Annotated in this window: 25 protein-coding genes, 1 tRNA gene and 2 pseudogenes; 15 read left to right on the top strand and 13 right to left on the bottom strand. The window is 65.2% G+C overall.

Features of this window, described 5'->3' with window-relative positions; translation table 11 throughout:
- Window positions 1-34: 34 nt before the first annotated feature.
- Window positions 35-1,123: a LacI family DNA-binding transcriptional regulator gene (locus tag OHU34_RS14095; RefSeq protein ID WP_142266170.1), complete on the top strand. Its 1,089-nt coding sequence runs from the start codon at window positions 35-37 to the stop codon at window positions 1,121-1,123.
- On the opposite strand, the gene OHU34_RS14090 is transcribed toward OHU34_RS14095, so the two are convergent.
- From OHU34_RS14090 to OHU34_RS14075, 4 genes are all read right to left on the bottom strand, one after another.
- The gene (locus OHU34_RS14090) at window positions 1,112-2,002 is read right to left on the bottom strand and encodes an ANTAR domain-containing protein (protein ID WP_230194676.1); all 891 of its coding nucleotides are present in this window, start codon (window positions 2,000-2,002) and stop codon (window positions 1,112-1,114) included. The two genes, OHU34_RS14095 and OHU34_RS14090, sit on opposite strands and share 12 nt — an antisense overlap.
- Window positions 2,003-2,159: 157 nt before the next feature.
- Window positions 2,160-2,372 (bottom strand): hypothetical protein, encoded by a 213-nt coding sequence (locus OHU34_RS14085; RefSeq protein ID WP_142266172.1) that lies wholly within the window; start codon window positions 2,370-2,372, stop codon window positions 2,160-2,162.
- A gap of 248 nt (window positions 2,373-2,620) precedes the next feature.
- Window positions 2,621-3,343, bottom strand: coding sequence for a transposase family protein (locus tag OHU34_RS14080; RefSeq protein ID WP_405766624.1), 723 nt, complete (start codon window positions 3,341-3,343; stop codon window positions 2,621-2,623).
- Between the two features lie 160 nt (window positions 3,344-3,503).
- Window positions 3,504-4,100, bottom strand: coding sequence for an SMI1/KNR4 family protein (locus OHU34_RS14075; RefSeq protein ID WP_405766622.1), 597 nt, complete (start codon window positions 4,098-4,100; stop codon window positions 3,504-3,506).
- A gap of 240 nt (window positions 4,101-4,340) precedes the next feature.
- Between OHU34_RS14075 and OHU34_RS14070 the strand changes: the two genes are divergently transcribed.
- The gene (locus tag OHU34_RS14070; protein WP_405766620.1) at window positions 4,341-4,943 is read left to right on the top strand and encodes a hypothetical protein; all 603 of its coding nucleotides are present in this window, start codon (window positions 4,341-4,343) and stop codon (window positions 4,941-4,943) included.
- A 502-nt stretch (window positions 4,944-5,445) separates the two neighbouring features.
- Window positions 5,446-5,784 (top strand): hypothetical protein, encoded by a 339-nt coding sequence (locus OHU34_RS14065; protein ID WP_405766617.1) that lies wholly within the window; start codon window positions 5,446-5,448, stop codon window positions 5,782-5,784.
- A gap of 80 nt (window positions 5,785-5,864) precedes the next feature.
- On the opposite strand, the gene OHU34_RS14060 is transcribed toward OHU34_RS14065, so the two are convergent.
- From OHU34_RS14060 to OHU34_RS14050, 3 genes are all read right to left on the bottom strand, one after another.
- Window positions 5,865-6,008 carry a hypothetical protein gene (locus OHU34_RS14060; RefSeq protein ID WP_405766615.1) on the bottom strand — a complete coding sequence of 48 codons (144 nt, stop codon included), beginning with the start codon at window positions 6,006-6,008 and terminating at the stop codon, window positions 5,865-5,867.
- 170 nt (window positions 6,009-6,178) lie between these two features.
- Window positions 6,179-6,541, bottom strand: a complete 363-nt coding sequence (locus OHU34_RS14055) for a DoxX family protein (RefSeq protein ID WP_142266175.1) — start codon at window positions 6,539-6,541, stop codon at window positions 6,179-6,181.
- Window positions 6,542-6,706: 165 nt separating this feature from the next.
- Entirely contained in the window at window positions 6,707-7,201 is a 495-nt protein-coding gene (locus OHU34_RS14050) for a cupin domain-containing protein (protein WP_200839808.1), read from the bottom strand.
- Window positions 7,202-7,281: 80 nt separating this feature from the next.
- On the opposite strand from OHU34_RS14050, the gene OHU34_RS14045 reads away from it, so the two are divergent.
- The 3 genes from OHU34_RS14045 (at window position 7,282) to OHU34_RS14035 (ending at window position 9,179) form a co-directional block, all read left to right on the top strand.
- The gene (locus OHU34_RS14045) at window positions 7,282-8,133 is read left to right on the top strand and encodes a LysR family transcriptional regulator (protein WP_405766611.1); all 852 of its coding nucleotides are present in this window, start codon (window positions 7,282-7,284) and stop codon (window positions 8,131-8,133) included.
- A gap of 263 nt (window positions 8,134-8,396) precedes the next feature.
- Window positions 8,397-8,819, top strand: coding sequence for a hypothetical protein (locus OHU34_RS14040; protein WP_142266177.1), 423 nt, complete (start codon window positions 8,397-8,399; stop codon window positions 8,817-8,819).
- Between the two features lie 207 nt (window positions 8,820-9,026).
- Window positions 9,027-9,179: a hypothetical protein gene (locus OHU34_RS14035; protein WP_230194671.1), complete on the top strand. Its 153-nt coding sequence runs from the start codon at window positions 9,027-9,029 to the stop codon at window positions 9,177-9,179.
- A 93-nt stretch (window positions 9,180-9,272) separates the two neighbouring features.
- Here OHU34_RS14035 and OHU34_RS14030 read toward each other — a convergent pair whose 3' ends face one another.
- Complete coding sequence (locus OHU34_RS14030) at window positions 9,273-9,650, bottom strand: hypothetical protein (protein WP_142266178.1); 378 nt, start codon at window positions 9,648-9,650, stop codon at window positions 9,273-9,275.
- A 600-nt stretch (window positions 9,651-10,250) separates the two neighbouring features.
- Between OHU34_RS14030 and OHU34_RS14025 the strand changes: the two are divergent.
- The 3 genes and pseudogenes from OHU34_RS14025 to OHU34_RS14015 all read left to right on the top strand — a co-directional run.
- Window positions 10,251-10,832 (top strand): annotated as a pseudogene (locus OHU34_RS14025) (DUF1877 family protein).
- A 106-nt stretch (window positions 10,833-10,938) separates the two neighbouring features.
- Window positions 10,939-11,664 carry a hypothetical protein gene (locus tag OHU34_RS14020; RefSeq protein ID WP_142266179.1) on the top strand — a complete coding sequence of 242 codons (726 nt, stop codon included), beginning with the start codon at window positions 10,939-10,941 and terminating at the stop codon, window positions 11,662-11,664.
- A 54-nt stretch (window positions 11,665-11,718) separates the two neighbouring features.
- A pseudogene (locus OHU34_RS14015) lies at window positions 11,719-11,805 on the top strand (IS5/IS1182 family transposase); the annotation flags it as partial.
- Between the two features lie 140 nt (window positions 11,806-11,945).
- Here OHU34_RS14015 and OHU34_RS14010 read toward each other — a convergent pair.
- From OHU34_RS14010 to OHU34_RS14000, 3 genes are all read right to left on the bottom strand, one after another.
- Window positions 11,946-12,004 (bottom strand) — tRNA-Ser (locus tag OHU34_RS14010).
- A gap of 214 nt (window positions 12,005-12,218) precedes the next feature.
- Window positions 12,219-13,571, bottom strand: coding sequence for a hypothetical protein (locus OHU34_RS14005; protein WP_405766608.1), 1,353 nt, complete (start codon window positions 13,569-13,571; stop codon window positions 12,219-12,221).
- A gap of 296 nt (window positions 13,572-13,867) precedes the next feature.
- Window positions 13,868-14,659 carry a hypothetical protein gene (locus OHU34_RS14000; RefSeq protein ID WP_405766605.1) on the bottom strand — a complete coding sequence of 264 codons (792 nt, stop codon included), beginning with the start codon at window positions 14,657-14,659 and terminating at the stop codon, window positions 13,868-13,870.
- A 917-nt stretch (window positions 14,660-15,576) separates the two neighbouring features.
- Between OHU34_RS14000 and OHU34_RS13995 the strand changes: the two genes are divergently transcribed.
- The 3 genes from OHU34_RS13995 to OHU34_RS13985 all read left to right on the top strand — a co-directional run bounded on the left by OHU34_RS13995 (window position 15,577) and on the right by OHU34_RS13985 (window position 17,636).
- On the top strand, window positions 15,577-16,308 hold the full coding sequence (locus tag OHU34_RS13995; RefSeq protein WP_405766604.1) for an adenylate/guanylate cyclase domain-containing protein: 732 nt from the start codon (window positions 15,577-15,579) through the stop codon (window positions 16,306-16,308).
- Window positions 16,309-16,388: 80 nt separating this feature from the next.
- Window positions 16,389-16,895 carry a Pycsar system effector family protein gene (locus OHU34_RS13990; RefSeq protein ID WP_405766602.1) on the top strand — a complete coding sequence of 169 codons (507 nt, stop codon included), beginning with the start codon at window positions 16,389-16,391 and terminating at the stop codon, window positions 16,893-16,895.
- 12 nt (window positions 16,896-16,907) lie between these two features.
- Complete coding sequence (locus OHU34_RS13985) at window positions 16,908-17,636, top strand: adenylate/guanylate cyclase domain-containing protein (RefSeq protein ID WP_405766600.1); 729 nt, start codon at window positions 16,908-16,910, stop codon at window positions 17,634-17,636.
- Between the two features lie 214 nt (window positions 17,637-17,850).
- Here OHU34_RS13985 and OHU34_RS13980 read toward each other — a convergent pair whose 3' ends face one another.
- Window positions 17,851-18,108 (bottom strand): hypothetical protein, encoded by a 258-nt coding sequence (locus OHU34_RS13980; RefSeq protein WP_405766598.1) that lies wholly within the window; start codon window positions 18,106-18,108, stop codon window positions 17,851-17,853.
- Complete coding sequence (locus tag OHU34_RS13975) at window positions 18,105-19,217, bottom strand: DUF1152 domain-containing protein (RefSeq protein ID WP_405766596.1); 1,113 nt, start codon at window positions 19,215-19,217, stop codon at window positions 18,105-18,107. Before OHU34_RS13975 ends, OHU34_RS13980 begins: the two co-directional genes overlap by 4 nt.
- Window positions 19,218-19,298: 81 nt before the next feature.
- On the opposite strand from OHU34_RS13975, the gene OHU34_RS13970 reads away from it, so the two are divergent.
- The 3 genes from OHU34_RS13970 to OHU34_RS13960 all read left to right on the top strand — a co-directional run bounded on the left by OHU34_RS13970 (window position 19,299) and on the right by OHU34_RS13960 (window position 21,573).
- Window positions 19,299-20,039 (top strand): GntR family transcriptional regulator, encoded by a 741-nt coding sequence (locus tag OHU34_RS13970; protein WP_189919728.1) that lies wholly within the window; start codon window positions 19,299-19,301, stop codon window positions 20,037-20,039.
- Between the two features lie 284 nt (window positions 20,040-20,323).
- Complete coding sequence (locus tag OHU34_RS13965; RefSeq protein WP_057603433.1) at window positions 20,324-20,761, top strand: ATP-binding protein; 438 nt, start codon at window positions 20,324-20,326, stop codon at window positions 20,759-20,761.
- A gap of 83 nt (window positions 20,762-20,844) precedes the next feature.
- A complete protein-coding gene (locus OHU34_RS13960; RefSeq protein ID WP_405766593.1) occupies window positions 20,845-21,573 on the top strand; it encodes a GntR family transcriptional regulator in 729 nt (242 codons plus the stop codon).
- Window positions 21,574-21,609: the final 36 nt, after the last annotated feature.

The raw sequence follows: 21,609 nt of genomic DNA, 5'->3' as shown, positions 1-21,609 counted from the left end.
GCCCCGGACCAGTCCCGAGGAAGAAGCCCCCACCATGACCCGAAGCGCCGCCGACGGCCCGGCCGGCCCGGTGCCCAGGGGACGCAGCAGACGCAACTTCGCGGGCTCACGTCCGGTCATGGACGACGTTGCGAAACTGGCCGGAGTCTCCAAACAGACGGTCTCCCGGGTGCTCAACGACCACCCGGCCGTCCGCGCCGAGACCAGGGAGGCGGTCCGGGCGGCCATGCGCACCCTCGGCTACCGCCCCAGCAGCAGCGCCCGCTCACTGGCCAGCGGCCGCACCCGCATGCTCGGCGTGATCTCCTTCGACGCGGCCCGCTACGGCCCCGCCTCCACCCTGACCGCCATCAACACGGCGGCGCAGGAGGCCGGTTACCTGGTGAGCTCGATCGCGCTGGACACCGCGGACCGGGACACGGTGGTACGGGCCGCGGACCGGCTGTCGGCGGAGGGCGCGGACGGCGTGATCGCGATCGCCCCCCAGGTCCGGGTGGCCCGCGCGCTCGCCGAGGCCCATCTGGACACCCCCCTGGTCGTCATGGACAACGACCTGGGTGACGGCACCCCGATGGTCACCTCGGACGCCCGCACCGGTGCCCGCAAGGCCACACGGCACCTGCTCTCCCTCGGCCACCCCACGGTCCACCACCTGGCGGGCCCGGCGGGCTGGACCTCGGCGGACCGCCGGGCGGAGAGCTGGCGCACCACCCTCGAGGCGGCCGGAGCCGAGGTGCACACCCCTGTCTTCGGCGACTGGAGCGCGGACTCGGGCTACGACCTGGGCCGCGAACTGGCGAAGGACCCGTCCGTCACCGCGATCTTCGTGTCGAACGACCAGATGGCCCTCGGCGTCCTGCGCGCCCTGTACGAGGCGGGCCGCCGGGTCCCGGAGGACGTCAGCGTCGTCGGCTACGACGACATCCCCGAGGCCGCCCACTTCCTTCCCCCGCTGACCACGATCCGTACGGACTTCACGGACATCGGCACGATCTCCCTCCGCATCCTGCTGAACCGCATCGACAGCCCGTCGACCCCCGGAAGCCCGCTCACGCTCGTCCCCGTCGACCTGTGCGTCCGCCACAGCACCGCCGGCCCACGCCGACCGGGATCACGGGGCTGACCGGGTTCCATCGCCCGGGCCCCGCAAGGCCGCGGCGTGGAGATGCTCCAGGGCGTCCAGCACGACGGTGTTCCAGTGCCAGGCCAGCCACCGGCCGACATCGCTTCCGGTCTGCCGGAGCGCGGCCAGCTCGGCATGGGTGAAACCGGTCAGCGGCCGCTCGTGATGGGAGGACACCATTCCCAGCGGCACACCCAGCCGGTTCACCAGCGGAACACTGTGCGCGGCCCGACTGCCGGCCTGCAGGATGGCGTGCCGGGAGGCCTCGTCGAACACCGGAGCCGACTCCACGTCCCGCACGGTGACCTGCCGACGCTGGACGGCCGCCTGCGAGCAGGAGGTGGTCGGGGAGTCGACGAAGGCGAAGAAGTCGCTGAAGTACCTGTTCAGGCCGGTGTGCCGGACCATTCGGAGCCGACCTCGCTCGCTCAGCTGGACATTGCCCATGGGCGTCTGGGTGATCGACAGCACCCGTTGCAGGGTCGCCGCGACGACGGCGCCCTGGCTGGTGCCGTTGCCACGCTCCACCGGGAGCCCGGGAAGCGCGGGCGGGCCGCGCCGCACCCGGCCGGGGAACCACAGCTCGGCGTCGGCATCGGGCGCCGGTGTGCGTACGACGGCGTCGGCGAGCGTCGAGAGCTTGATGTTGAACTGCTGGGAGGCGTTCTTCATCAGCGCGAACGCCTCATCGGTGGAGCCGAGACCGTAGCGGTCGAGCAACACCCCTTCGGCACGGGCGACCCCGGCACGGCCGTACAGGCGGTTGCGCAGATCGAGATCGTCCTGCCGCCACCGCGGTGCGCTTCCCTGTCGGTACCCGGAGCCGGGCACATCGGCCGCCGAGCCTCCTTCGGCAGGGTGCCGGGACAACTGGCTCATACCAAGGGCTCCCATCCGGGTGAGTCCGAGCGACGGACGACAGTGAACCCGGCGGGCGTTTCCCCGGCCGACCGGGGGCGTATCTCCTTACCGGGCACTGCCAACGCCTAACCGGAAGGCTGCCGAGTAAACCCGCGTAAACCCGTCGGCTTTCACGTCACAGGGGATGCGGGGCGGTGTGCGGGCCGGGCGGCGTGGTGAGCGCGTAGGCGGCGACCGGCCCGGCCACACCGAGTACGCAATCCGGATAGATCGACGTGGATTCCGAGATCCCGTTCCCGGCGATGATCAGAATGACTCCGGTCACGAGAATAATTGCCAGGAATCCCATGTAGTGATCGTGAAGCACGGCCCGAAAGCTGATGCGCACGCATCCTCACCTCTTCCCGTCCTGTCCTGCCTGCGGTGAGGGCCATTCGATCAGTCCCCTTGGCGGCCGTCCACGGATTCCGGGATGTCCCGATCGACACGGCACCCGAGCGCATTCCGTACGTACGATGCCGAACGCGGGCTGTCCGCCGCCCGAAAAGACGCCGCTCCCGACCGAAGTGCAACGACGCGCAGCAAATTCCAGCGAGGTCCGGTGAACTCCGGTGAACCACTGAGCTCTTTCCATCTTCACTCTGAGCTGGCCAGATGCAGGCAGAGGACAGCCTGAACGAGACGCGTGATGCGGGTGGTCGAGCACCGGAGCTTGCGGAGGAGTCGCCAGGACTTGAGGGTGGCGACGGCCTGCTCGACGAGGGCTCGGATCTTTGCGTGGGACCGGTTGACGGCCTGCTGGCTGGTGGAAAGCATCTCCCACCTGCCGCGGCAGGGAACGCGAACTGTGCCTCCGGCGCCCTGGTAGCCCTTGTCGGCCCAGCAGGGGACGCCGGCCTGGGCAAGCGCTTCGACGATGCCGTGCTCGCGGGCCGCGCGGACATCGTGGACGGCCCCAGGCAGTGCCGGAGACGCCCACAGCAGGCGGCCGAAGGGATCGGCGATGACCTGCACATTCATTCCGTGTTTCTTGTGCTTGCCAGAGTAGAAGGGCCGGTCGACGGCGATCCGGTCGATGGGCAGCAGCGTTCCGTCAAGCAGGACGAACGCCTTCATCGAGGCCGTCCGGACCGCCTCGGCGAGTGTCGGAGCCAGTTCAGCCAGGAGGTCGACGGCCTCGGTGATGTAACGGTAGGCGGTGGTGGTGCCGACACCGAACCCGGCCCCGAGCTGGGCGTAGGGGTGGCCGTTGCGGAGATGGGCGAGGGTGAGCAGAGCCTGCCGGCGTTCTCTCAGGTGGGCGGCGAGGAAGCGAAGGGTAGAGCTGGACACGTCCAGCCCGGACGGATAGACAAGCACACGAAGCCTCTGGTGGAGAGGGATTTCTTGGTCGAGAACCCACCTACCAGGGGCTCCGCCTGCCTGTCAGGCCAACTGCTGTAACTGAGCGCCCCAACTGACGAGGTCCGTCGCTTGAAGCGCTACGTGCTGTCCAGGAAGTCGTCCGGGGCCGCTCCGTTTAGAACGGCTCGAAGCTCGGCTGGACGGGGCCAATCTCTCCGGCGGCGACCAGTTCTTCAAGGTCCTCCGGCTCCAGGTACTCCAGGGCTTCCGGGTCGATGCCGTGGTAGCGGTCCACGTCGAGCAGCCGCCGCACGAACGCGAGCGCGAAGGTCGAGAACGGGCCGTCGAAGGTCTCGCAGCCCTCTTCATGGACCATCGTGACGACCTTCCACCGGTCCGGGTCTGGGCCGCAAGGCAGGAAGAAGTGCTCGTCACCATTGTGGTCGTACCCCCACGAAATCAGTCCACCGGGTTCGGGGTGAAAGGGGTACGGGACATGCTCGGAGTCCCCAACGCTCAAGGCTCTGTCTCGACGCTCAGTGAACGTCTGGTGCGTCTTGCGCATGCGCTCCAGCAACGGGCTTGATCCATGCGGGTGGAAGACAACGAGCTCACCGGAGATGGACCCGCTGCCGTAGGCATTGAGGAACGACTTGAAGTCGCTGGGCAAAGCAGAGCCTACGTATTGCTCGACTTCGTTCCAGTCGTTCGGATTCGGTTGCCGGCCGACGGGTTCGCCCAGCAGGGCCTGCAACTCATCCAACGAGGACATGCACTGCTCCAAGACTGGTCAGCGGGGATCTGCGCCGCCAACTTAGCCGCGCCCAGCCGATGGGTCGAGTGGCTCAAGGACACCTCGGCTGTCCCATCATCAGCAGCTCAAGCCACTGCTCGACACCTCGAGCGCTCACCCGCCAAGTCAGGCACTCATTACAACTGCCCAGCCCGGCGGCAGGTTGGAAAAGGCTCACTGCACCTTTCCGAAGCGTTCCGGAAAACCGCCCGGACGGAGATGGGGTTCGACCCGAACCCTCCCGCCTTCTACACGGCCGTAGCCGATCACATTCGCGCGGCCCGATCCGAGATCCGCCTCACCTACGTACGGCTCCACCCGCCCACCCACTGGGGATCCACGGAACCCGCCTCGTGCTACGACACGGTATTGCAGTGGGCCAGGGACAATTCCGCCGAGTGCGCGAGCGTAAGGCGCATCATCGGCGTCCCCGAACGCAGGGGCGTACCGGAAGCGACCTACTTCGAGTGGCCGAGGCAACACCAGGAGGAGGTCAAGGATCTCTATACCTACGAGGCACGCGTCATGCCGTGGAGTGCTTCCTGCGCCTGGTACAACACGGGCCTCATCGACGACACGGTCACCTTTCTCTCCTTCTCCGGCGCGGGTCGCCGGCAACTCACGGGATTCAGCGTCGAAAATCCCCAGTTCCTGGCGTATTTCGCGGACAGTTCCGACCAGGCCTGGGGTGCCTTGGAACCCCTGGACACCTACGTGACCAGGCACTCCGCACCGACCCCGCACCCCGCCGGGCCCCCACCCGCCGAGGCCCGAAGGCCCGACCCGACCGCACCAGAGCCACCACCGCACAAGGGGCATTGAGTTCCCGGGCGGGCGGCAGGACGACGGCGCGCGCGCAGGGCGCGAGCCGTGGCGGGCGCCGCCGGACGATCACCGGTCCGACCACCCTGAGCACACCCCTGTGCCGGTCCGTCCCCTACGAACGGCATCGCCGTGTTCTGGCCCTTGTTCGGATGCGGTAGGCCCCGGTCGGTACGCCATGGGCGAGGCAGTAGGGCGTCAGGGCGATGACGCCGGTTCCTCGGCCGGTCGTCGGGGAGCTTGGCGCGGACGAGTCGTTCGATCGCGGCCACGTCGGCGCGGGACAGCGCCGGTTCGCCGCCCGGCTCGGCGAGCACGGTCAGCGCCCGCGCCCGCCGCCGGCCCGGCCCTCGCTCCCGGATGCGCTGGAGCAGCGCAACGACGTGCTCGCCTTGCTGTATCAGGGCGTCCTGCGCCTGCTGGGCGGCCTTCCGTCTCCATCGCCATCATCGGCAGGGTCTGGAGTGCGTGTGACATCGGCGTCAACGCACCGGCCAACAGAATGACGTTGCTGCTGCCGGCCCCTGCCGACGGGATCGACGGCCTGGCGCTCAAGCCGTCCTGGGCGGCACGACTACGGCAAGTCATCACAGAGGGCGTGGACCAGCTCTTCAAAGCCGGCGACTTCCACTTCGGCCGCTCCCAGGACTCGTCGGTCGATCTCGACCATGCGCTCTTGGGCCTCGATCGCCGCAGCGTCCGGATGCGATTCCGCCTTCAAGTGGGAGAGCTTCGCTACGTCCTCCGTCAGGTCTCTCTGAAGGCGATTCTTTCGCTGCTCTGCTTGCTTGAGTTTGGCCTTTGCTGCCTGGCACTGTTCGTGAGGCATGGTGCTCCCTAGCCGTGCGACGTTGCTTCAGCCTTGCGGGTCGGCAGTCAAGGTGCATGTCAGCTTGGCCCAAGTGGGTCGCCGGCTGTGGGTCACCGTTCGATGCGTCCGCGAATGGCGAGGACCCCGCGGGCGAGGAGGGTGGGTTCGAGGCGGCGGGAGGTCATCTTGAGGGCGATACGGTCGGTGTCGGCCTCCACACGGGAGGCCGACGCCGACGCACAGCCCTGACCCATCGCCGTGCAAGGCACGTGGTGGCTTTGTCCACGAGTGGCGACAGCAGGTGCACGCGTCGCCGAGCAGCACCGATGGCGGCGTGTTCGATGCCCAGGTGAAAGGGCGGCGGCCGGCGGCCATGCGGCGCCCTGGCTCCCCGGCGCATCCACCGGTCGAGAACCGTGTTCGGTCACAGCCAGGTGGTGGCCAGCCAGCCGGCCGCGGCCGCGGTGGCGATGAGCCCGATGTTGAGTGTGATCCGGCGGTCCTCGCCGGTCAGGTGGACGGCGATCGCACCGATCTGCAGGAGCGCCAACCCGATGGTCGCCGCCAGTGCCGGCCAGGGTGCGATGCCGGTCAGCGGCGGCAGGATCAGCCCGGTCGCGCCGAGTATCTCGACCGCCCCCAGCGCCCTGACGGCGGGCAGGGGCATGCGATCGACCCAGGCCATCATCGGGCGGAGTTGATCCGGGCTACGGAACACCTTCATCCCGCCCGCGTAGAGGTAGAAGAGGGCGAGCAGTCCGGCGACGATCCAATACGCGATGTTCATGATTCCCGTCCACGGTCACCGGCTTGCAGATGACCCGTCGATTCCCAGGGCAACCCCTGGACAAGGCCCGAGCCATTGTCTGAGCGACCCGGAAGTTGAAAGGGGGGAGCGCCCCGGCTGCGCTGGTCAGGTGAAGGACGGCCGGGTCGTGTCATCCCGCCGGCTTCAGGTGAAGTCGGCGGCGGGCTCGGTCGCGTAGCGGCCCATCGCGTGGGCGCCGGCCTCCGGCGTCAGTGGCCGGCCGCCGGCGATCACGTTCTGGAGGTCGCGGAAGTACTGCACGTACAGGTCGGGGGTGAACGTGCTGAGCATGACGGCGGGTTGGCCGGTGATGTTGGCGAAGGTGTGAGGGGCGCCGGGCGGGACCATCACGAGCGCGCCCTTGGTGGCGTCGTAGTCCTTGTCCCCGACGGTGAACCGCACCGTGCCGGAGACGATGTAGAAGCCCTCGTCGTGCTGGGCGTGACGGTGCTGCGGCGGTCCGGGGGTGTGCGGGGCGAGGACGGACTCGGCGATTCCGAGGCGGTGCCCGGTATGGCTGCCGTCTTCGAGGACGCGCATGCGCGTGGTGCCCAGGACGATCGTCTCACCGTCGCCGGGACCGACCACCGATACGGCGGGGTCGGCCTGCGGTGCGCTGGTCTTCGCTTCTTCGGTCATGCTCCGAGTGCACCGCCAGGGCCCCGCGACTGTCCAAGACCCATTCCGCACCGCCGATACCGCGTGGGTATCGTCGCAGCGTGGAGCTACGTACCCTGCGCTACTTCGTGGCGGTCGCCGAGGAACTCCACTTCGGCCGGGCCGCCACTCGACTGCACATGAGCCAGCCGCCGCTGAGCCGGGCGATCAAGCAGTTGGAGACCGAGGTCGGCGCCCCGCTGCTCACCCGCTCGCCCGTCGGCGTCACACTCACCCCGGTGGGCGCAGTGCTGCTCGACGAGGCGCGGGCCCTGCTCGACCAGGCCGACCGCCTCCGCGTTCGCGTGAGCGCGGCGGCCGGCCTCGCGACCCTCACCGTCGGCATCCTGGGCGACAGCACCGACCCGGGAGCGACCAGGCTGGCCGCCGCCTACCGTCGACGCCACCCGGGCATCGGCATCCGCATCCGCGACACCGACCTGACCGACCCGACCTGCGGGCTGCGCGCCGGACTGGTCGACGTCGCCCTGACCCGGGCGCCGTTCGACGAGACCGCCCTGACGGTGCGTGAGCTGCGTACCGATCCGGTGGGCGTGGTCCTGCGCGCCGATGATCCGCTGGCCCGCCGCGACCGGCTGCAGCTGGCCGACCTGGGCGAACGCCACTGGTTCCGGTTCCCGCGGGGAACCGACCCGATCTGGCAGTCGTACTGGAACGGCGGCGAGCCGCGCGAGGGCCCGGTGGTGCGCGTCGTCCAGGAATGCCTGCAGGCCGTGCTGTGGAACGGCACGGTCGGCCTGGCTCCGCTCGGGCACGACCTGCCCGCAGAGCTGGCCGCGGTCCCGCTGACCGACATGGCGCCAAGCCGAGTGGTGGCGGTGTGGAACGAGGGTGACACCAACCCGTTGATCCGATCGTTCATCGAGATCGCGACAGCCGCGTACCGCGATTGAGAACATCTGCTGCCCGTTCTCCGGAACGCCACGGATGCAGTTCCGCCGCAGAGGGCACCCGAGCCCGAAGCTCGGCCGATGCTGCCGCCTCTGACGTCGGCGGACGACCTGGCGCCGCCAACCTTCCCGGTGCGTCCCTCCATGAGCGTGGTCCGAGTGCTTGAGCCTCCCGGAGGTGATCATCGTCGCGAGGGGGTGCCCTGTCAGTGCCGTCTCTTATGCTCCGCTCTTGATCAAGCAGTTCGGATGGAGAGGAGACGCGGATGGGCGGCAACGCATGGAGTCACACGGGCCCGTATCAGCGTGATCTGGCGGCCGCGTTTCGGCAGGCTCAGGAAGACGAACTGGCCCGGGACAACCACGGTTTCGAGGGCCGGTCCGTTGAAGAACTGTGGCGCGCCCCGGAGTGGCAGGAGTACATATTCACCGGTGGCACGGCCACCGTGCTGGACTTCCCTCTCATGATCGAGGCCGCGGACACCGACGACGGTCCGTTCATGCGACCGCTGACGGAGGATGAGGTGCGTGCGTGGGCTCCCCACGCCCGGCCCACCTACGAGGAATGGGACGCCGCTCTCGATTCCGAGCGGTTGGACTTCCCAGGCCGCGCCCAGGGGAACTGCACGGTGCTCTACCGCGACGGCAGGCCCGAGCAAATCGGCTACTGGGGAGTCACCGCCGACTAGGGGGCCGGTGCCACTTTGCGATGCGGCCCTCGCACTCGCCCCGCGGCCACATCGCTCTGCGGCGCTCACCAGGCGTGAAGCTTCGAGATCCGATCCATGCCTCGCCCACGGACCCCGGCACAAAGCCGCCTGTTTGCAGGGTCGGCCGCAGTACCCCAGGTCTCCGTCACGCCAGAGACGTCAACCACGGAGAAGGTTGCCTCCCGCGTGAGAACCGGCGCCCCGTCCCGGGCGACGGCCGCCCTGAGGCGCCTGGCCATCGGCGCACTCCGACTCGCCGGCCGCACCGACATCGCCGGTGGCCTTCGCTACCGCGCCCCCAACCCCGCCTACTTGCTCACCACTCTGGACATCACGTGATCGAACCGGGTGAAATCGCGAGAACGACGCACCCCTGCCCGTCGTCCGGCCAGCGGGCGCGATCAGGCGCGCCTGCTGGCCTTTCCAGCGAACTCAGCAGGTGGACCTGCTGGAGATCTTTATTCCGGTGACGCTGTAGGCGTTGGCAAACACGGTCGAGTTGTTCGGCGGAAGGCAGATCGAGGTGCCGTCCTGGAGCCGCAGGTACACCACGTCGTCGTTCCGGGTGTTCATGACCCCGTAGTGCGGCCGCGGCGTGACGGCCTGGTAGGTACTGGTGACGTCCTTGTACTTCGAGATCGGCGTGCCGGCGAGCAGGGCGTTGTTGTCCACGTAGAAGCAGACGTAGGGGTACGGACAGCCGTGGGTGGGGGCCTCCGCATGGGCTGCGGATGCGCCGGTCACGGAGATGGCCGCGACGGCCACGCTCACCCCCGCGAAGCTTGCGGCCTTCCGAATGACGGACTTCATCAAACCTCCAAAAACTCGGTCAATTGTTCGATCCTGCCCGTGAGTGGCGGCGGGCATGACAAGGCACGAGCGTAGCCGGGGCAGACGTAGGCTGCTGTCGCGAACTCCCCATGCCCCCAAGGCGCTTGCGGACGGCCACGCCTGGGCCCGGCCGACGCAGCTCCGCCACTCGCTGCGGATGCTGCAACCGGCTGTACGGAAGATCTTCTGGTCGATGTGCACGTCCAGGAAGAACTTGACGGCCGGACGGGGGTGTTGGTGCACGCCCCCGTCCGGCGTCGTGGATGTCAGCCATGGATGTCAGAAGCCTTCTGATCCGTAGCTCTGAAGAGATCGATCAGTGGAGGTCATACAGGTTGCCCGGAAGCCCATGACGGCCGGTGCGGGGCGCTGCCAGTTGCTGGGGTTGCTGTACTTCGCTGCTGTACCGCAACTCCTTGCCACCGTCCCGTTGTCAGTCCCCCTTGCTAGCTTGCCTGGCGGAGTGAGACCGGTCAGAGAACCTTCGAGGTCCGCGGTCAAGGGGGGTGGGCACAAAGGTCCCCGGGAGCCACCTCGGGACCATGTTGCAGGCCATAGACCCCACCCCCCTGCACCCCCCTGCTCCGCTTCCTGCTGGCGCGCGCCGAGTTCCCCGTGAACGTGATCCATGGCGAGGAGCCGTTCACCGAGGATGAGGACTGGGGGTACGGGCCTCCGGTGTGCCTGCGGCCTGAGCGGGTCCGGCTCGCTGCGGAAGCTCTGCGGGTTACGAGCTAGACCCAGCTCATCAGTGGCGTGGACCCTGCTGAACTGACCAACGCCGAGGTGTATCCGCTCGGATGGAGTGAGCCCGGATCGCTGGAGCGGGGGCGTCCTTGGTACGACGGTCGCACAGAGTTCTTCGAGGCTGCTGCCAGGGCGGACGACGCGATGCTCGGCTGGCTGGGCTGCCAGCTCGCGTTGACGAGACCGCCCCTCCCACCACTCACCTCAGCTCCCATCCCGCCTGCCGTCGACCCACACACCGTGGAGCGGGCGTGGTTCAGGGCGTCAAGGTTCCCCACCACAGCAAACATGATCAACGATCACGGCCTCGACGTGCCACCGCCAACCGTGCACGAGGTCACAGCGGCTGTCCCGCAAATGATCTTTGAGTGTGTCACGGGCCCCATCGGTGGTCCCTCCGGCCGACGAGGATGAGTGGGGGCGGCGTATGTCAATGCCTGCTCCGGCCGAACGAGTTGCTGTTTGCCCTGACGGGCGAGCCCCGGTGCCGTGCGCGTGAGACGTGGTGCACGCTGCTGGCATGCCTGACGATGAGGCGCCCCGCACCCCTCCAGACTCCCTGCTGCAGGTGATCGACAACCTGGCGCGGTTCCATCGGGAGCATGAGAAGTACTACTCCCAGGCACCACTGCGGCAGGCGGGAGAGCTTCAGGCTCGATCTCGGGCTCTGAAGTCGCTGGCCGACCGGTGGAGCGACGTCGAAGCCGGTGAGCAGACGTCGGCGATCGCGTTCGCGGGCGCGGAGGACCTGAATGCTCCAGGGCTCGTAGCGGAGTCGGGGATCCTCTTCATGGAAGGGGAGGAGGAGCCTGCCGAACTCCGGAGGCTGAGGAACGAAGTCCACCTGCTTGCCGATGACACCGAGCAGGGCGGCGCTTGGCTGGCCCAGGCGATGGAGCAGGCGTGGGAGATCGCGGGAAGCCTGGCCGCCTATCCGGCCCTTGCCGACCTGTTGGGGGAGCGACACCGGATCATCGCCAATGACTGGCAGTCGGCGGGTCTGCAGGTTCTGGTCGCGCGGCTGTTGCGCCGCGCCCTCGACCTGCTGGCCCGGGTCGACTTCTCTCCGGCGGCGCTTCGGGCCGACCTGCGAGGCGAGCGAAAGGCCCCCGCCTACCTCTATTCGGCTTCTGAGCTGTTCGACCGCGCGGCCGATCTGATGACAGAGTCGGCGACGCTTGTGCATGAAAACGAGAGGCGCTGGCGCATGTTCCGTGCCCGGGTTCGCGAATTGCAGTCCGAGTAGGACGACGAGTGCAGGAGTGGCCCCACCACGCGGGATGATCTTCATGCGACAGGTGTGATCACGGCTTCGGAGCCGTCCTGGATAACCCCGTTCGCGGGGCTGAGCCCGCGCTGCATCGGCAAACCGCTGACCACGCTGCGGGATGCCCGAAGATTCTGTCCACGAATAGTCCAGAGACCGCGTCATAGGGTCGCTGTGGGCTGCATCTGCCTGCACATACGCCAAGACCCCGTCCTCAGCGAAAGCGCTGGTGGCGGGGTCTTTGGGCACCTCCTTCAAGGTGCCCCCGGCAGGATTCGAACCTGCGCACACGGCTCCGGAGGCCGCTTGGTACTCGGGCAACGCAGCAGGTCAGGGCATGGCTGTGGCAGATCAAGTCTGAACGAGTCCACGGATAGTCCACGGCTTGGGTGAGCATCGCATTGGCGGAGGCGGGCTCAGGGGGTAACGCGGCGACTCCCTGCCTCGTGGGATGCGGTGGCATTGGCCAGGTCCGCCAGCGAGCGGGACTGGCATGGCTGGCCACTCCGCGCTCTTTGTCTGAACTGCTGACACTAGTGGTGGTCTCGACGAACTTCGTCTGCGGCTTGTTGCGCGGCTTCGGCTTCAATGGTCCGGCCGGCGCCGGCCATTTGGTTGGCTAGTGCTCCCAAATCCCGTCCGGCACGCATCACATCCGCACCCGCCAGTCGTGCGTACTGCCGGTATCCCGTGATCGTCTCCGGCACCAGGGCGACGGCCTGATCCAGCTGGTGATCGTCCAGCAGTCGGGCGATCAGATTGTGCCGAGCCTCAGTAAACGCGATCTCGTAGATCAGTCGGTCGGACTCGCCTGGAGTGAATGTCCGGTACACTTCCGCCGCCGCCTGCTGACTTTTTACCGCTTCAATGGTCCGGCCGGCGCCGGCCATTTGGTTGGCTAGTGCTCCCAAATCCCGTCCGGCACGCATCACATCCGCACCCGCCAGTCGTGCGTACTGCCGGTATCCCGTGATCGTCTCCGGCACCAGGGCGACGGCCTGATCCAGCTGGTGATCGTCCAGCAGTCGGGCGATCAGATTGTGCCGAGCCTCAGTAAACGCGATCTCGTAGATCAGTCGGTCGGACTCGCCTGGAGTGAATGTCCGGTACACTTCCGCCGCCGCCTGCTGACTTTTTACCGCTTCAATGGTCCGGCCGGCGCCGGCCATTTGGTTGGCTAGTGCTCCCAAATCCCGTCCGGCACGCATCACATCCGCACCCGCCAGTCGTGCGTACTGCCGGTATCCCGTGATCGTCTCCGGCACCAGGGCGACGGCCTGATCCAGCTGGTGATCGTCCAGCAGTCGGGCGATCAGATTGTGCCGAGCCTCAGTAAACGCGATCTCGTAGATCAGTCGGTCGGACTCGCCTGGAGTGAATGTCCGGTACACTTCCGCCGCCGCCTGCTGACTTTTTACCGCTTCAATGGTCCGGCCGGCGCCGGCCATTTGGTTGGCTAGTGCTCCCAAATCCCGTCCGGCACGCATCACATCCGCACCCGCCAGTCGTGCGTACTGCCGGTATCCCGCGATCGTCTCCGGCACCAGGGCGACGGCCTGATCCAGCTGGTGATCGTCCAGCAGTCGGGCGATCAGATTGTGCCGAGCCTCAGCAAGCCCTACCTGCTTGTCGACGGTCTGCTTTGCGGGCGGGCTGACGGCGGGTGTCGGGGGGCTGGTCAGGGTGGGGGGTTCGTAGCACAGCACCCAACTGCTGATCTCGGCGTAGACGCCGGCGTAAACCTGAAGGAACGCGTCGGCAACGTCAACGCTGACTATCCAGCGGCCATGGTCATCGATCGCTGACTCGGCGACGATGGCGTCGACAGCCACGTGAAAGGAGGTGTTGTCGTCGGTGAAGGCACCCACCTCCGGACCGATTTGCATCATGTGCAACGTGGCCGTGCTTGAGTGAAGGACGCGTCGCTGTTCGGGTCGCCTCGGATCGTAATTAGCGAGAGTCAGGACAGTGGGTATGTCAAGCCGCCTCCTACTGAGATCTCCAGAGGCCCACGCCGAGCGAGTGACCCACGCGTTGCCGCGGACAACTGCGAGGGTGTTAAAGGGAGGGGGCCCTGCAACCGGGATGCGAACCACTGGCTGCCAGTCAATCAGCGGATATTGGTAGGGCAGAATCGGGTAAATTTGATCCCACGTCGGAGGGATGACTGGGATGGGGCTGTTCATGCCGGGCCGTGAAAGGACTCAGCGGTGAAGTCGACACCGGTGCGGGTGGGCTGCGCGACGGTCAGGGTCACGAGGTCTCCATTCGGCGTCGTAGGCCCCACGGATATGTCGGGACCTTGAAGCCCGCTCTGAGCCACGGTCACCTTCAGCTGCCGACCTTTGGGTGGTTCGGCAATCCTGTAGTGCACCTGGCAGAAGTCCTCGGCGATAATGACGGACAGAACCTCCCCGGGAGTGACGGGCGTCAGATGCTCGATCTCTCCACCGAATCCACCGGGTACCGGAGTGATTGTCCGTTCGTTCGCCAGCACGGAGAACACCCCGGATACCCCGGCGGGGCTCGCTGACGCCGGTCGGAACATCGATGTCGGCCAGCTGATAGTTCCAGTGATCTCGGTAACTACCACCCGAGTCGTCAACACGACCTGGTATGCGAAGCGGTTCAGCGTCGACGGCTCGCCCATCAAGGCAAGATTGGTAACCAAGACGAGCTGCCCGGTTTCGTTGACCTCCAAGTGGGCTTGGTCCGTAGCGAAAGCCCATGCCGTGTCGTCGTTGCCGATGCTTGCGAGTCCGACGTGAACGGTCGACTGCTCCATCGCCTCTGCTGGTTCGCGCAATTGCAGTCGGCAGACTTCCCGGTGAGTGTTGTCGTCTTTAAGCCCCCATTCCGGCCGTGCGATCCCGGAGATCACAACGAGATGCCGCCCGCCGACGCCGAGGTCAGCCTGCAGCACTGCATGGCCCGCAACGTGGGCGGGCTGGAGAACGTCAAGTTCCATGGGCATGGCTACCGCCTTCGGCGGAGTGACGAATTGGCCGCTTAGCAGCTGCGACGCTGGCTGTTGCTTCACCTCAGCAGGTCGCACTGACCCGAAGCCCTGGGGCTGCTGAATGACTACCGAGCAGGCTCCTAAATATACCTTTTCGGGATATCTCTCGCCATCTACCTGTCAGCGCGCTCGAAGGGCTGCGCTTGCAGCCGACCCGGTGCGAGTGGCGCGTCTCGACCCGGGAGCAGGCACTCGGCCTCATCAGAGGCAAGCCACTCGGCAGCCAGGAGTATCCAAGCGCGGACCCCGTCCAGCGGGTGTTGCTCGACCGATTCAACAGGCGCGTTCGAAGGTCTACATGCACCCGGCAGCGGCCTCGACGACTATGCCCGGCAGCGCGCTGCAAGTCTGAGGACAACGACGCGGGGGCCGGCATCGTGCTAGGAAACGTAGCCAGAAGCCGACCACCGCTTTAGGAGAGAGGCGGGGGCGTAGGGCCAGTGACCTGGGGCTTCGATGACTGGTGTGACACCCAGTAACTCAACCGCTAGACACTCTCGTTGACCGTGGCTGACCCCTGCATCTGGCACGGCAGTGGCACGAACCTCAGCCGACGACAGCCAGCCACGACGGCGGGTGCGTCGAGCTACCAGGCGCGCGTGTGCCTCGCTGCACCCCCACCGGCCACGGCCACGCTACCGGCTTGTGTCGTCGGTCAGGCTAGTCCGGGACGGCCGGCCCGTGAGTCCAGCGTGCGACTCCTCAACCTCTAGGGCTCGGAGTAGGCGCTAATCACGCATATCGAGGCCGATTGTCATAACCCGCTGCTAGCGTCTGTTTGAGGTACAGGACAAGCTAAGAAGCCTATTTAGGGAAGCCAACCCTAACCTGCGCCATCCGGTGCGGATCATCCGATTAAGTAATCATGGGCGGTGGATATGGACAGTAACTTCAAGCCTTACGATCACGTAGCGAGTGCTTCTCGAATTCGCCAGATATTGAATCAGTCGGATGTGAATTACAGCGAGGTGGATTCACTTCCCGATCGAGACCGACTTACATATTCGAACGGATTCTACGCTTACTGTTCAGCTTTGTTTGTTGATATTCGGGAATCTTCGAAGCTTCCTTCAAAATACAGGCGACCGACACTTGCTCGGCTCTACCGGGCTTATGTGAGTGAGGTTGTGGCCATCATGAACAGTGATCCGTACTGTCGTGAAGTAAACATCGTTGGCGATGGAGCCTGGGCTGTTTATAACACGCCGAGCGCTCGAGACATCAACGACGTGTTCCGTATCGCGTACACCATCAACTCGATGATTCAAGTGCTCAACTACGAATTGCAGCGAAGAAGCATCAACTCAATTTCGGTGGGTCTCGGCATGTCGTACGGACGCGCTCTTATGATCAAAGCCGGATACAGTGGTAGTGGTTTGCATGATGTAGTTTACATGGGTGACGTGGTTAACCATTCAGCTAAACTTGCAGCTCACGGAAATAAGACTCACTCGGATGAGCCAGTAATGGTCTCCGAATTGTTCTATGAGAACCTCACGGAGGACAACAAAAAGCTTCTGCGTTGGAATAGTCAACGCGGATGCTGGCATGGGTATGTAGTGAATTCGAGCATGGAGTCGTGGTTCGAGCAAAACTGTAAATAGATAATGTTCTGACTCATTGCGGAGGTGTTCCGTTGTCGAGATTTGGTCGGTTCGGCGGCAGGCAGACTGTGACACCAGAATTGATCACCAACCCGGATCAGGCTTGGAAAGCTCTCTCGTTGGTGGTTGATTGGATCAAGCATGCGGAAACTAAGGCGGCTTCAACTATCGCGGCTTCCGGAGTTGTCGCGACTATTTTGTACAACCTCATCAAGGATGAGAAAAAGCTAGGCTGCCTGGACTCGGCCTGCGTGATTACGTGTGCCTTCTTTGCTGCGGTTGCAGCTACTTGTGCAGGTATTGCACTACGGCCACGATTGCGATCTCAGGAAGAACCGACGAGCTCTCTCTACTACCACCATATTGCGCGGAAGCACGTGCGCCAGTTGGGGAGTGCACCGTATGTTGAGCAATTGAAGGCTTTGACGGCAGATTCTGAGTTGCTTGTGGCTGAAATTGCAGCACAGATTTGGGCTAATGCGCACGTTGCGCGAGATAAGTACCGCTGGGGGAATTACGGCTTGATGAGTCTTCTCCTAGCGCTCCCCGCGCTTGCCGCTACGGCAGTGGTGCTCTATGTGAAATAGAAAGCAGGAGAGATGGATAGCAATCACAAGCCCTATAACTACGTCTCTAGCTTTTCGCGCATTGACGATATCTTGTCAGCACCTGCCGGAAACTATGAAGAAACACACGAACTTCCTGACAGAGACAAGCTGACCTACAGCAACGGCTTTTACGCTCAATGTACCGCCGTGTTCGCCGATATTCGCAAGTCATCGAGCTTGCCGGAAAAGTACAAGCGACCGAAGTTGGCCAAACTGTATCGGGCCTACATTTCCGAGATGGTGGCAATCATGAACGGAAGTGAGCAAGCTAGGGAGGTTAATATTGTTGGTGACGGCGTGTGGGCCGTATTCAACACACCCAATAAGAGTCATATTGACGACGTCTTCGCAATGATTGCGCGCTGCAACAGTCTGATCAAGGTGCTTAACTACAAGCTAGCTAAAGCAGGTTACAGTGATCCCATTGCGGTCGGAATCGGGGCGGCTTACGGTAGAGCTCTGATGATTAAGGCTGGCTATAGTGGTAGCGGGATCTCCGACATTGTCTATATGGGAGACGTGGTGAATAAGGCGGCTAAGCTTGCGGCGAAGGGTAGCTCTGGCTTCATGGTGCCACCCATCATGCTCGACGAGAATTTCCAATGCAATTTGAAAGAGGAAAACAAAAAGCTAGTGGAGCGCAGTTGGAACTATGAGTGCTACACCGCCGATGTCGTTAATGTGGCTATGGAAGACTGGTATAAGGAAAACTGCAAGTGAAACGCCCCAAGAGGGCTCCATGGAGCAATAGAGGTAACTGCCCTCTGTCGTAACATGCTAATTTGCAAAGGAAAGAGGCCGCTTGCTATGGGCGCGGCACGGGCGCCGGCCGGGCTGGAGCGGGGCGGAGACAGGAGCGCAGGCCCGGCCGGGGGCCGGGCCGCGCGCGGGGAGCGGAGCGAGCCGCACTTGAACCCGTGAAGAAGGTTGTAACTCAGGCTCCTGGTGGGCCTGACGGGTCCTCGGTGGCTTGAGCTTCCTTGGTCATCGCAAGGCTTCGGGATTCCGCGGCTGCTCGCTGGAGTGCCTCGGCTACCTGGTCGGCGTCGTCGGCTGAGAGCTGGATTTCTTGCGTCCAGAGGATCGACAACCTGATGTTGCCGGTCGCCAGATTCAGGGCCACGTCGGTTTCCGCCCCGGTGCCGGTGGCGTCCCGTGCATCCAGGCTGAGATCGCTCCTGAAGACGCTCATCGTGGTCGTGTCTCGTCCTCAACGGCTGACAGCTCCCAGAGGGGCGCTGCGTATCGCTCCGGTCGCCTATGGATGAGCAGGGCCCGGAGGTCTTCGCGCTGGCTGCCGGGCATGCCCAAAGCTTCGGTGAGCCGGCGGAACGTGGTGTGGGTGACTCCGCGGCTTCGAGCCTCGTTCTCGAACTCGTCGAGCTGGGGCATCACAATGTCAGGATCGAGCTTCACCGTTGGCTGGTCCTTGAGCCAGGTGGCCTTGTTGCGCTCGTAGTCGATTTCCGAGTAGCCGCAGACCTCGCGGCTGTGCGCCTCGAGCTCGTCCAGGGTTGTGGTCGAGAGGATGGCGCGGGCCAGCTCGTTGCGGTGCAGGGCGTCGTCCAGGTCGATTTCGTGGACCGTCGGGCCGGCGTCCGTGAGTGGGATGGGCAGTCCGGCGTCCCGCACTTCGCAGACGCCGCGTATCCCTCGGGCTGTTGCGGCGAGCATCCCGGTTGCCTCGGACGGGTGCCACTCCAGGACTGCGCTGATCGACTCAGTGTCCTTCGCGGTGAAGGTGTGGACGAGGGGGCCAACCAGGCTGCGTACCTCGTCAAGTGGAAGTTCACCGTCCAGGCCGGGGCCTGCGACCAGGAGCCGCACGGGGGCGTTCACCTGGCAGCACGCGGCCAGAGTCAGAGCGTCGGCAAGCGGGCTCTTGAGCGTGGGCTCATCGCCTCGCGCGAGGATGTCACCTCCCACGTCCAGGAGGTCGATTGAGTCCGGCCTCAAGTGACTGATCAGCTCTTGGAGTTGGCGCGTGACGCCTTGGACGCCGTGATGCGGATCGATCAGGGCGAAGGTGTGCGGGAGCTCTGCGGCGAGCCGAGGGAGTGTGGAGCCTGCTGGAGCGATCGGGCGGGCTTCGGCCGGCACCGACCAGACAGACGGGGTGAGTGGTTCGAGTCCCGTGAAGTCGGCGGGGCCGCGGGGGCCTGGGATCGGGTCGACCAACAGGCGGTCCCACGCGTAGGTGAGGATCACCGCCTGGTCGTCGTCGCCGTACAAGGCGGCGTCAAGCATTGCGGAGGCGACCGCGTCGCCCCCTCCTCCTGCTGCGACGATCAACCGCGTCATGTGCGCAACATTACGGGTTCGGGGTCTGGCCACTCACCCTATAGTGGCTAGAGGCCATAGCCACTTGGACGAGGAGGGGACATGCCTCAGATCGAAGAGGCGCAACCGAAGTATCTCCAGATCGCTCACTACATCCGCGATCAGATCCTTCGAGGCGACCTCAGGCCGGGCGACGAGGTGCCCTCGGAGAGGCAGCTTGCGACGAACTGGAAGGTGTCCAGGCCGACGGCCGCGCGGTCGTTGGAGGCGCTGAGCAACCAGGGGCTCGTCGAGAAGCGGCAGGGCTCTGGCACGTACGTGCGCAGCCTCGAAGTGAACCGTCGGGCAAGGGAGTTGTATGGGCGGGCGCGGCAGACGGGGAAGATCTACACCCCTGGTGAGTACGCGGTCATCACCTCGGCCGGCTGGTTGGATGCTCCGGATCACGTCGCTGAGGCGCTGGGCCTGGTGAAGGATCGGCGGGCCGTGCACCGTCGGCGCGTGACGAACAACCAGGACGGGCCCATCACCCTGTCCACCTCGTGGTTCGCGCCTGACGTCGGGCAGCGGGCGCCCAAGCTCTTGGAGCCGGAGCGGATCCAGGAGGGCACCCTGATGTACGTCGAGAACATGACGGGGCGGCAGGGGAGTTACGCGGAAGACCGGATGTGCGCCCGGCAGGCGACGGATGAGGAGTCGGCAGACCTGCAACTGGACTCTGGATCAGCGGTCTTGATTGTGCACCACGTCGTCTTCGACCTCCAGGACCGGCCATTGGAGTTCGCCGAAGCCACGTACCCGCCGCAGCGCTGGGCGTTCGAGCAGGGCTACCCCCTCACCTGAGCGCACTTGATGGATCGTCATTTGGCAGTTTCGCTTGCGCAGCGTGAGTGGCTAATGCCACTATCCATTAAGTGGCTAAGGCCACTTCATGAAGGGGGCACGTTGTGACGGGTCAGCGGCCGGAGCAAGGCGCGCACTTAGCTTGCCGAGGATGCCGTGGGCGGGGCTGGAAACGCGTCAGCTCGCGCACGGCCCTGGCGCTGTCCACCGTCAACGACCGTGCCCGTGCCGCATCGAAACGGCGCTGCCTCGACTGTGACGGCAGCGGCAAGGAGTGAGCACGGATGGCCTTTACGATCGATCGCTATCCCTCTGAGGACTCGCCGCGACTCGGGGCGATGACCCTGTATCCCGTCGCCGAGTCCGTGCACCTGGCCAGGCGTTGGTTCCGGAAGTTCATCGCCCCGTACAACCCGGCCTGTTCGGTCGACGACTGCGTACTGATGATCTCGGAACTCGTGACCAACGCCATCGTCTACGGGCGGTCGGATGAGGTGTGGCGTGTCCGGGTGGAGTGGTTCCGGGACGGGGCCTCGCTCAAGGTCGAGGTGCACAATGCCGGCTTCCCGGCCAGGGTGAGGCTGCGGCAGCCTGACGCTGTCGACGCGCACGGGCGCGGACTGCTCCTCGTCGACTCCATCGCTGAGTCCTGGCACTCGGGGCCCAGTCGCTTCGGCGGGACGGTCGTCTCCTTCGTGATGGCCGATGCCTGGCCGACCTGAAGGGGGAGCCGGGTTCTTTTCTATATGCACTGTCGCTAGTCTGGTTGACCAGTTGACTTGGCCAATCCTGACGGGCGGCGTGCATGGCGTATGAAGTAGAGGCGCCGAAGTACGTACGCCTCGCGCAGACGATCCAGCAGCGCATCGAGGACGGCACGTACCCGCCGGGCACGAAGGTCCCCAGTGAAAATCAGCTGGTCCAGGCGTTCGGAATGTCCCGCCCTACCGTCGTGCGCGCCCTTGAGCTGCTGAAACGAGACGGTTGGATCGAGTCCCGGCAGGGCTACGGCACCATCGTGCGCGGACGGCCGGCCGACGTCGAGCAGAAGGAACGCCGCGGGCGCGAAGTGCTGGAGCGGGATGAGTCGCGGACTCCTGGACGCCTGGTTCTAGTGGGCCAGGTGCCGGTTCCGGCGCGTGTCGCCTCCGTGCTCGGGCTACCCAAGCGGGCCAAGGTCCTGATGCGCCGATTCCTGGTCGAGGTGGATGGCGAGGCTGTTGAACTCGCGTCCTCGTACTTCCCGCCTGGCCTCGTCGAAGGCACTGAGCTCGGGAACTCCGAACCGCTGGGCGTCGGCGTCCGAGAACACCTTGAGGGCCGGAAGAAGGTCCGATTCGACCATGTGACGGAGCGCGTCTCGGCCCGGATGCCGGATGCCGGTGAGGCCGAGCTCCTCGGCCTGCCTGATGGCGTGCCCGTCCTCAGCGTCCTGGTCGTCGCCCGCGACGCGTCCGGCCAGGCTTTGCAGGTCTCTGACGTGCTGCTTCCTGCTGATGGGCAGGAACTCGAAGATACCTACCGACTCGGCTGAGCTGTCCGGATGCGCGGGCCACATGTGCTGCGTAGT

The sequence above is a fragment of the Streptomyces sp. NBC_00080 genome, assembly GCF_045041255.1.
GTDB classification, from domain to species: domain Bacteria; phylum Actinomycetota; class Actinomycetes; order Streptomycetales; family Streptomycetaceae; genus Streptomyces; species Streptomyces coriariae.
The sequence above is the reverse complement of the archived record's forward strand: the minus strand, read 5'-3'. Positions and strand labels throughout refer to the sequence as shown.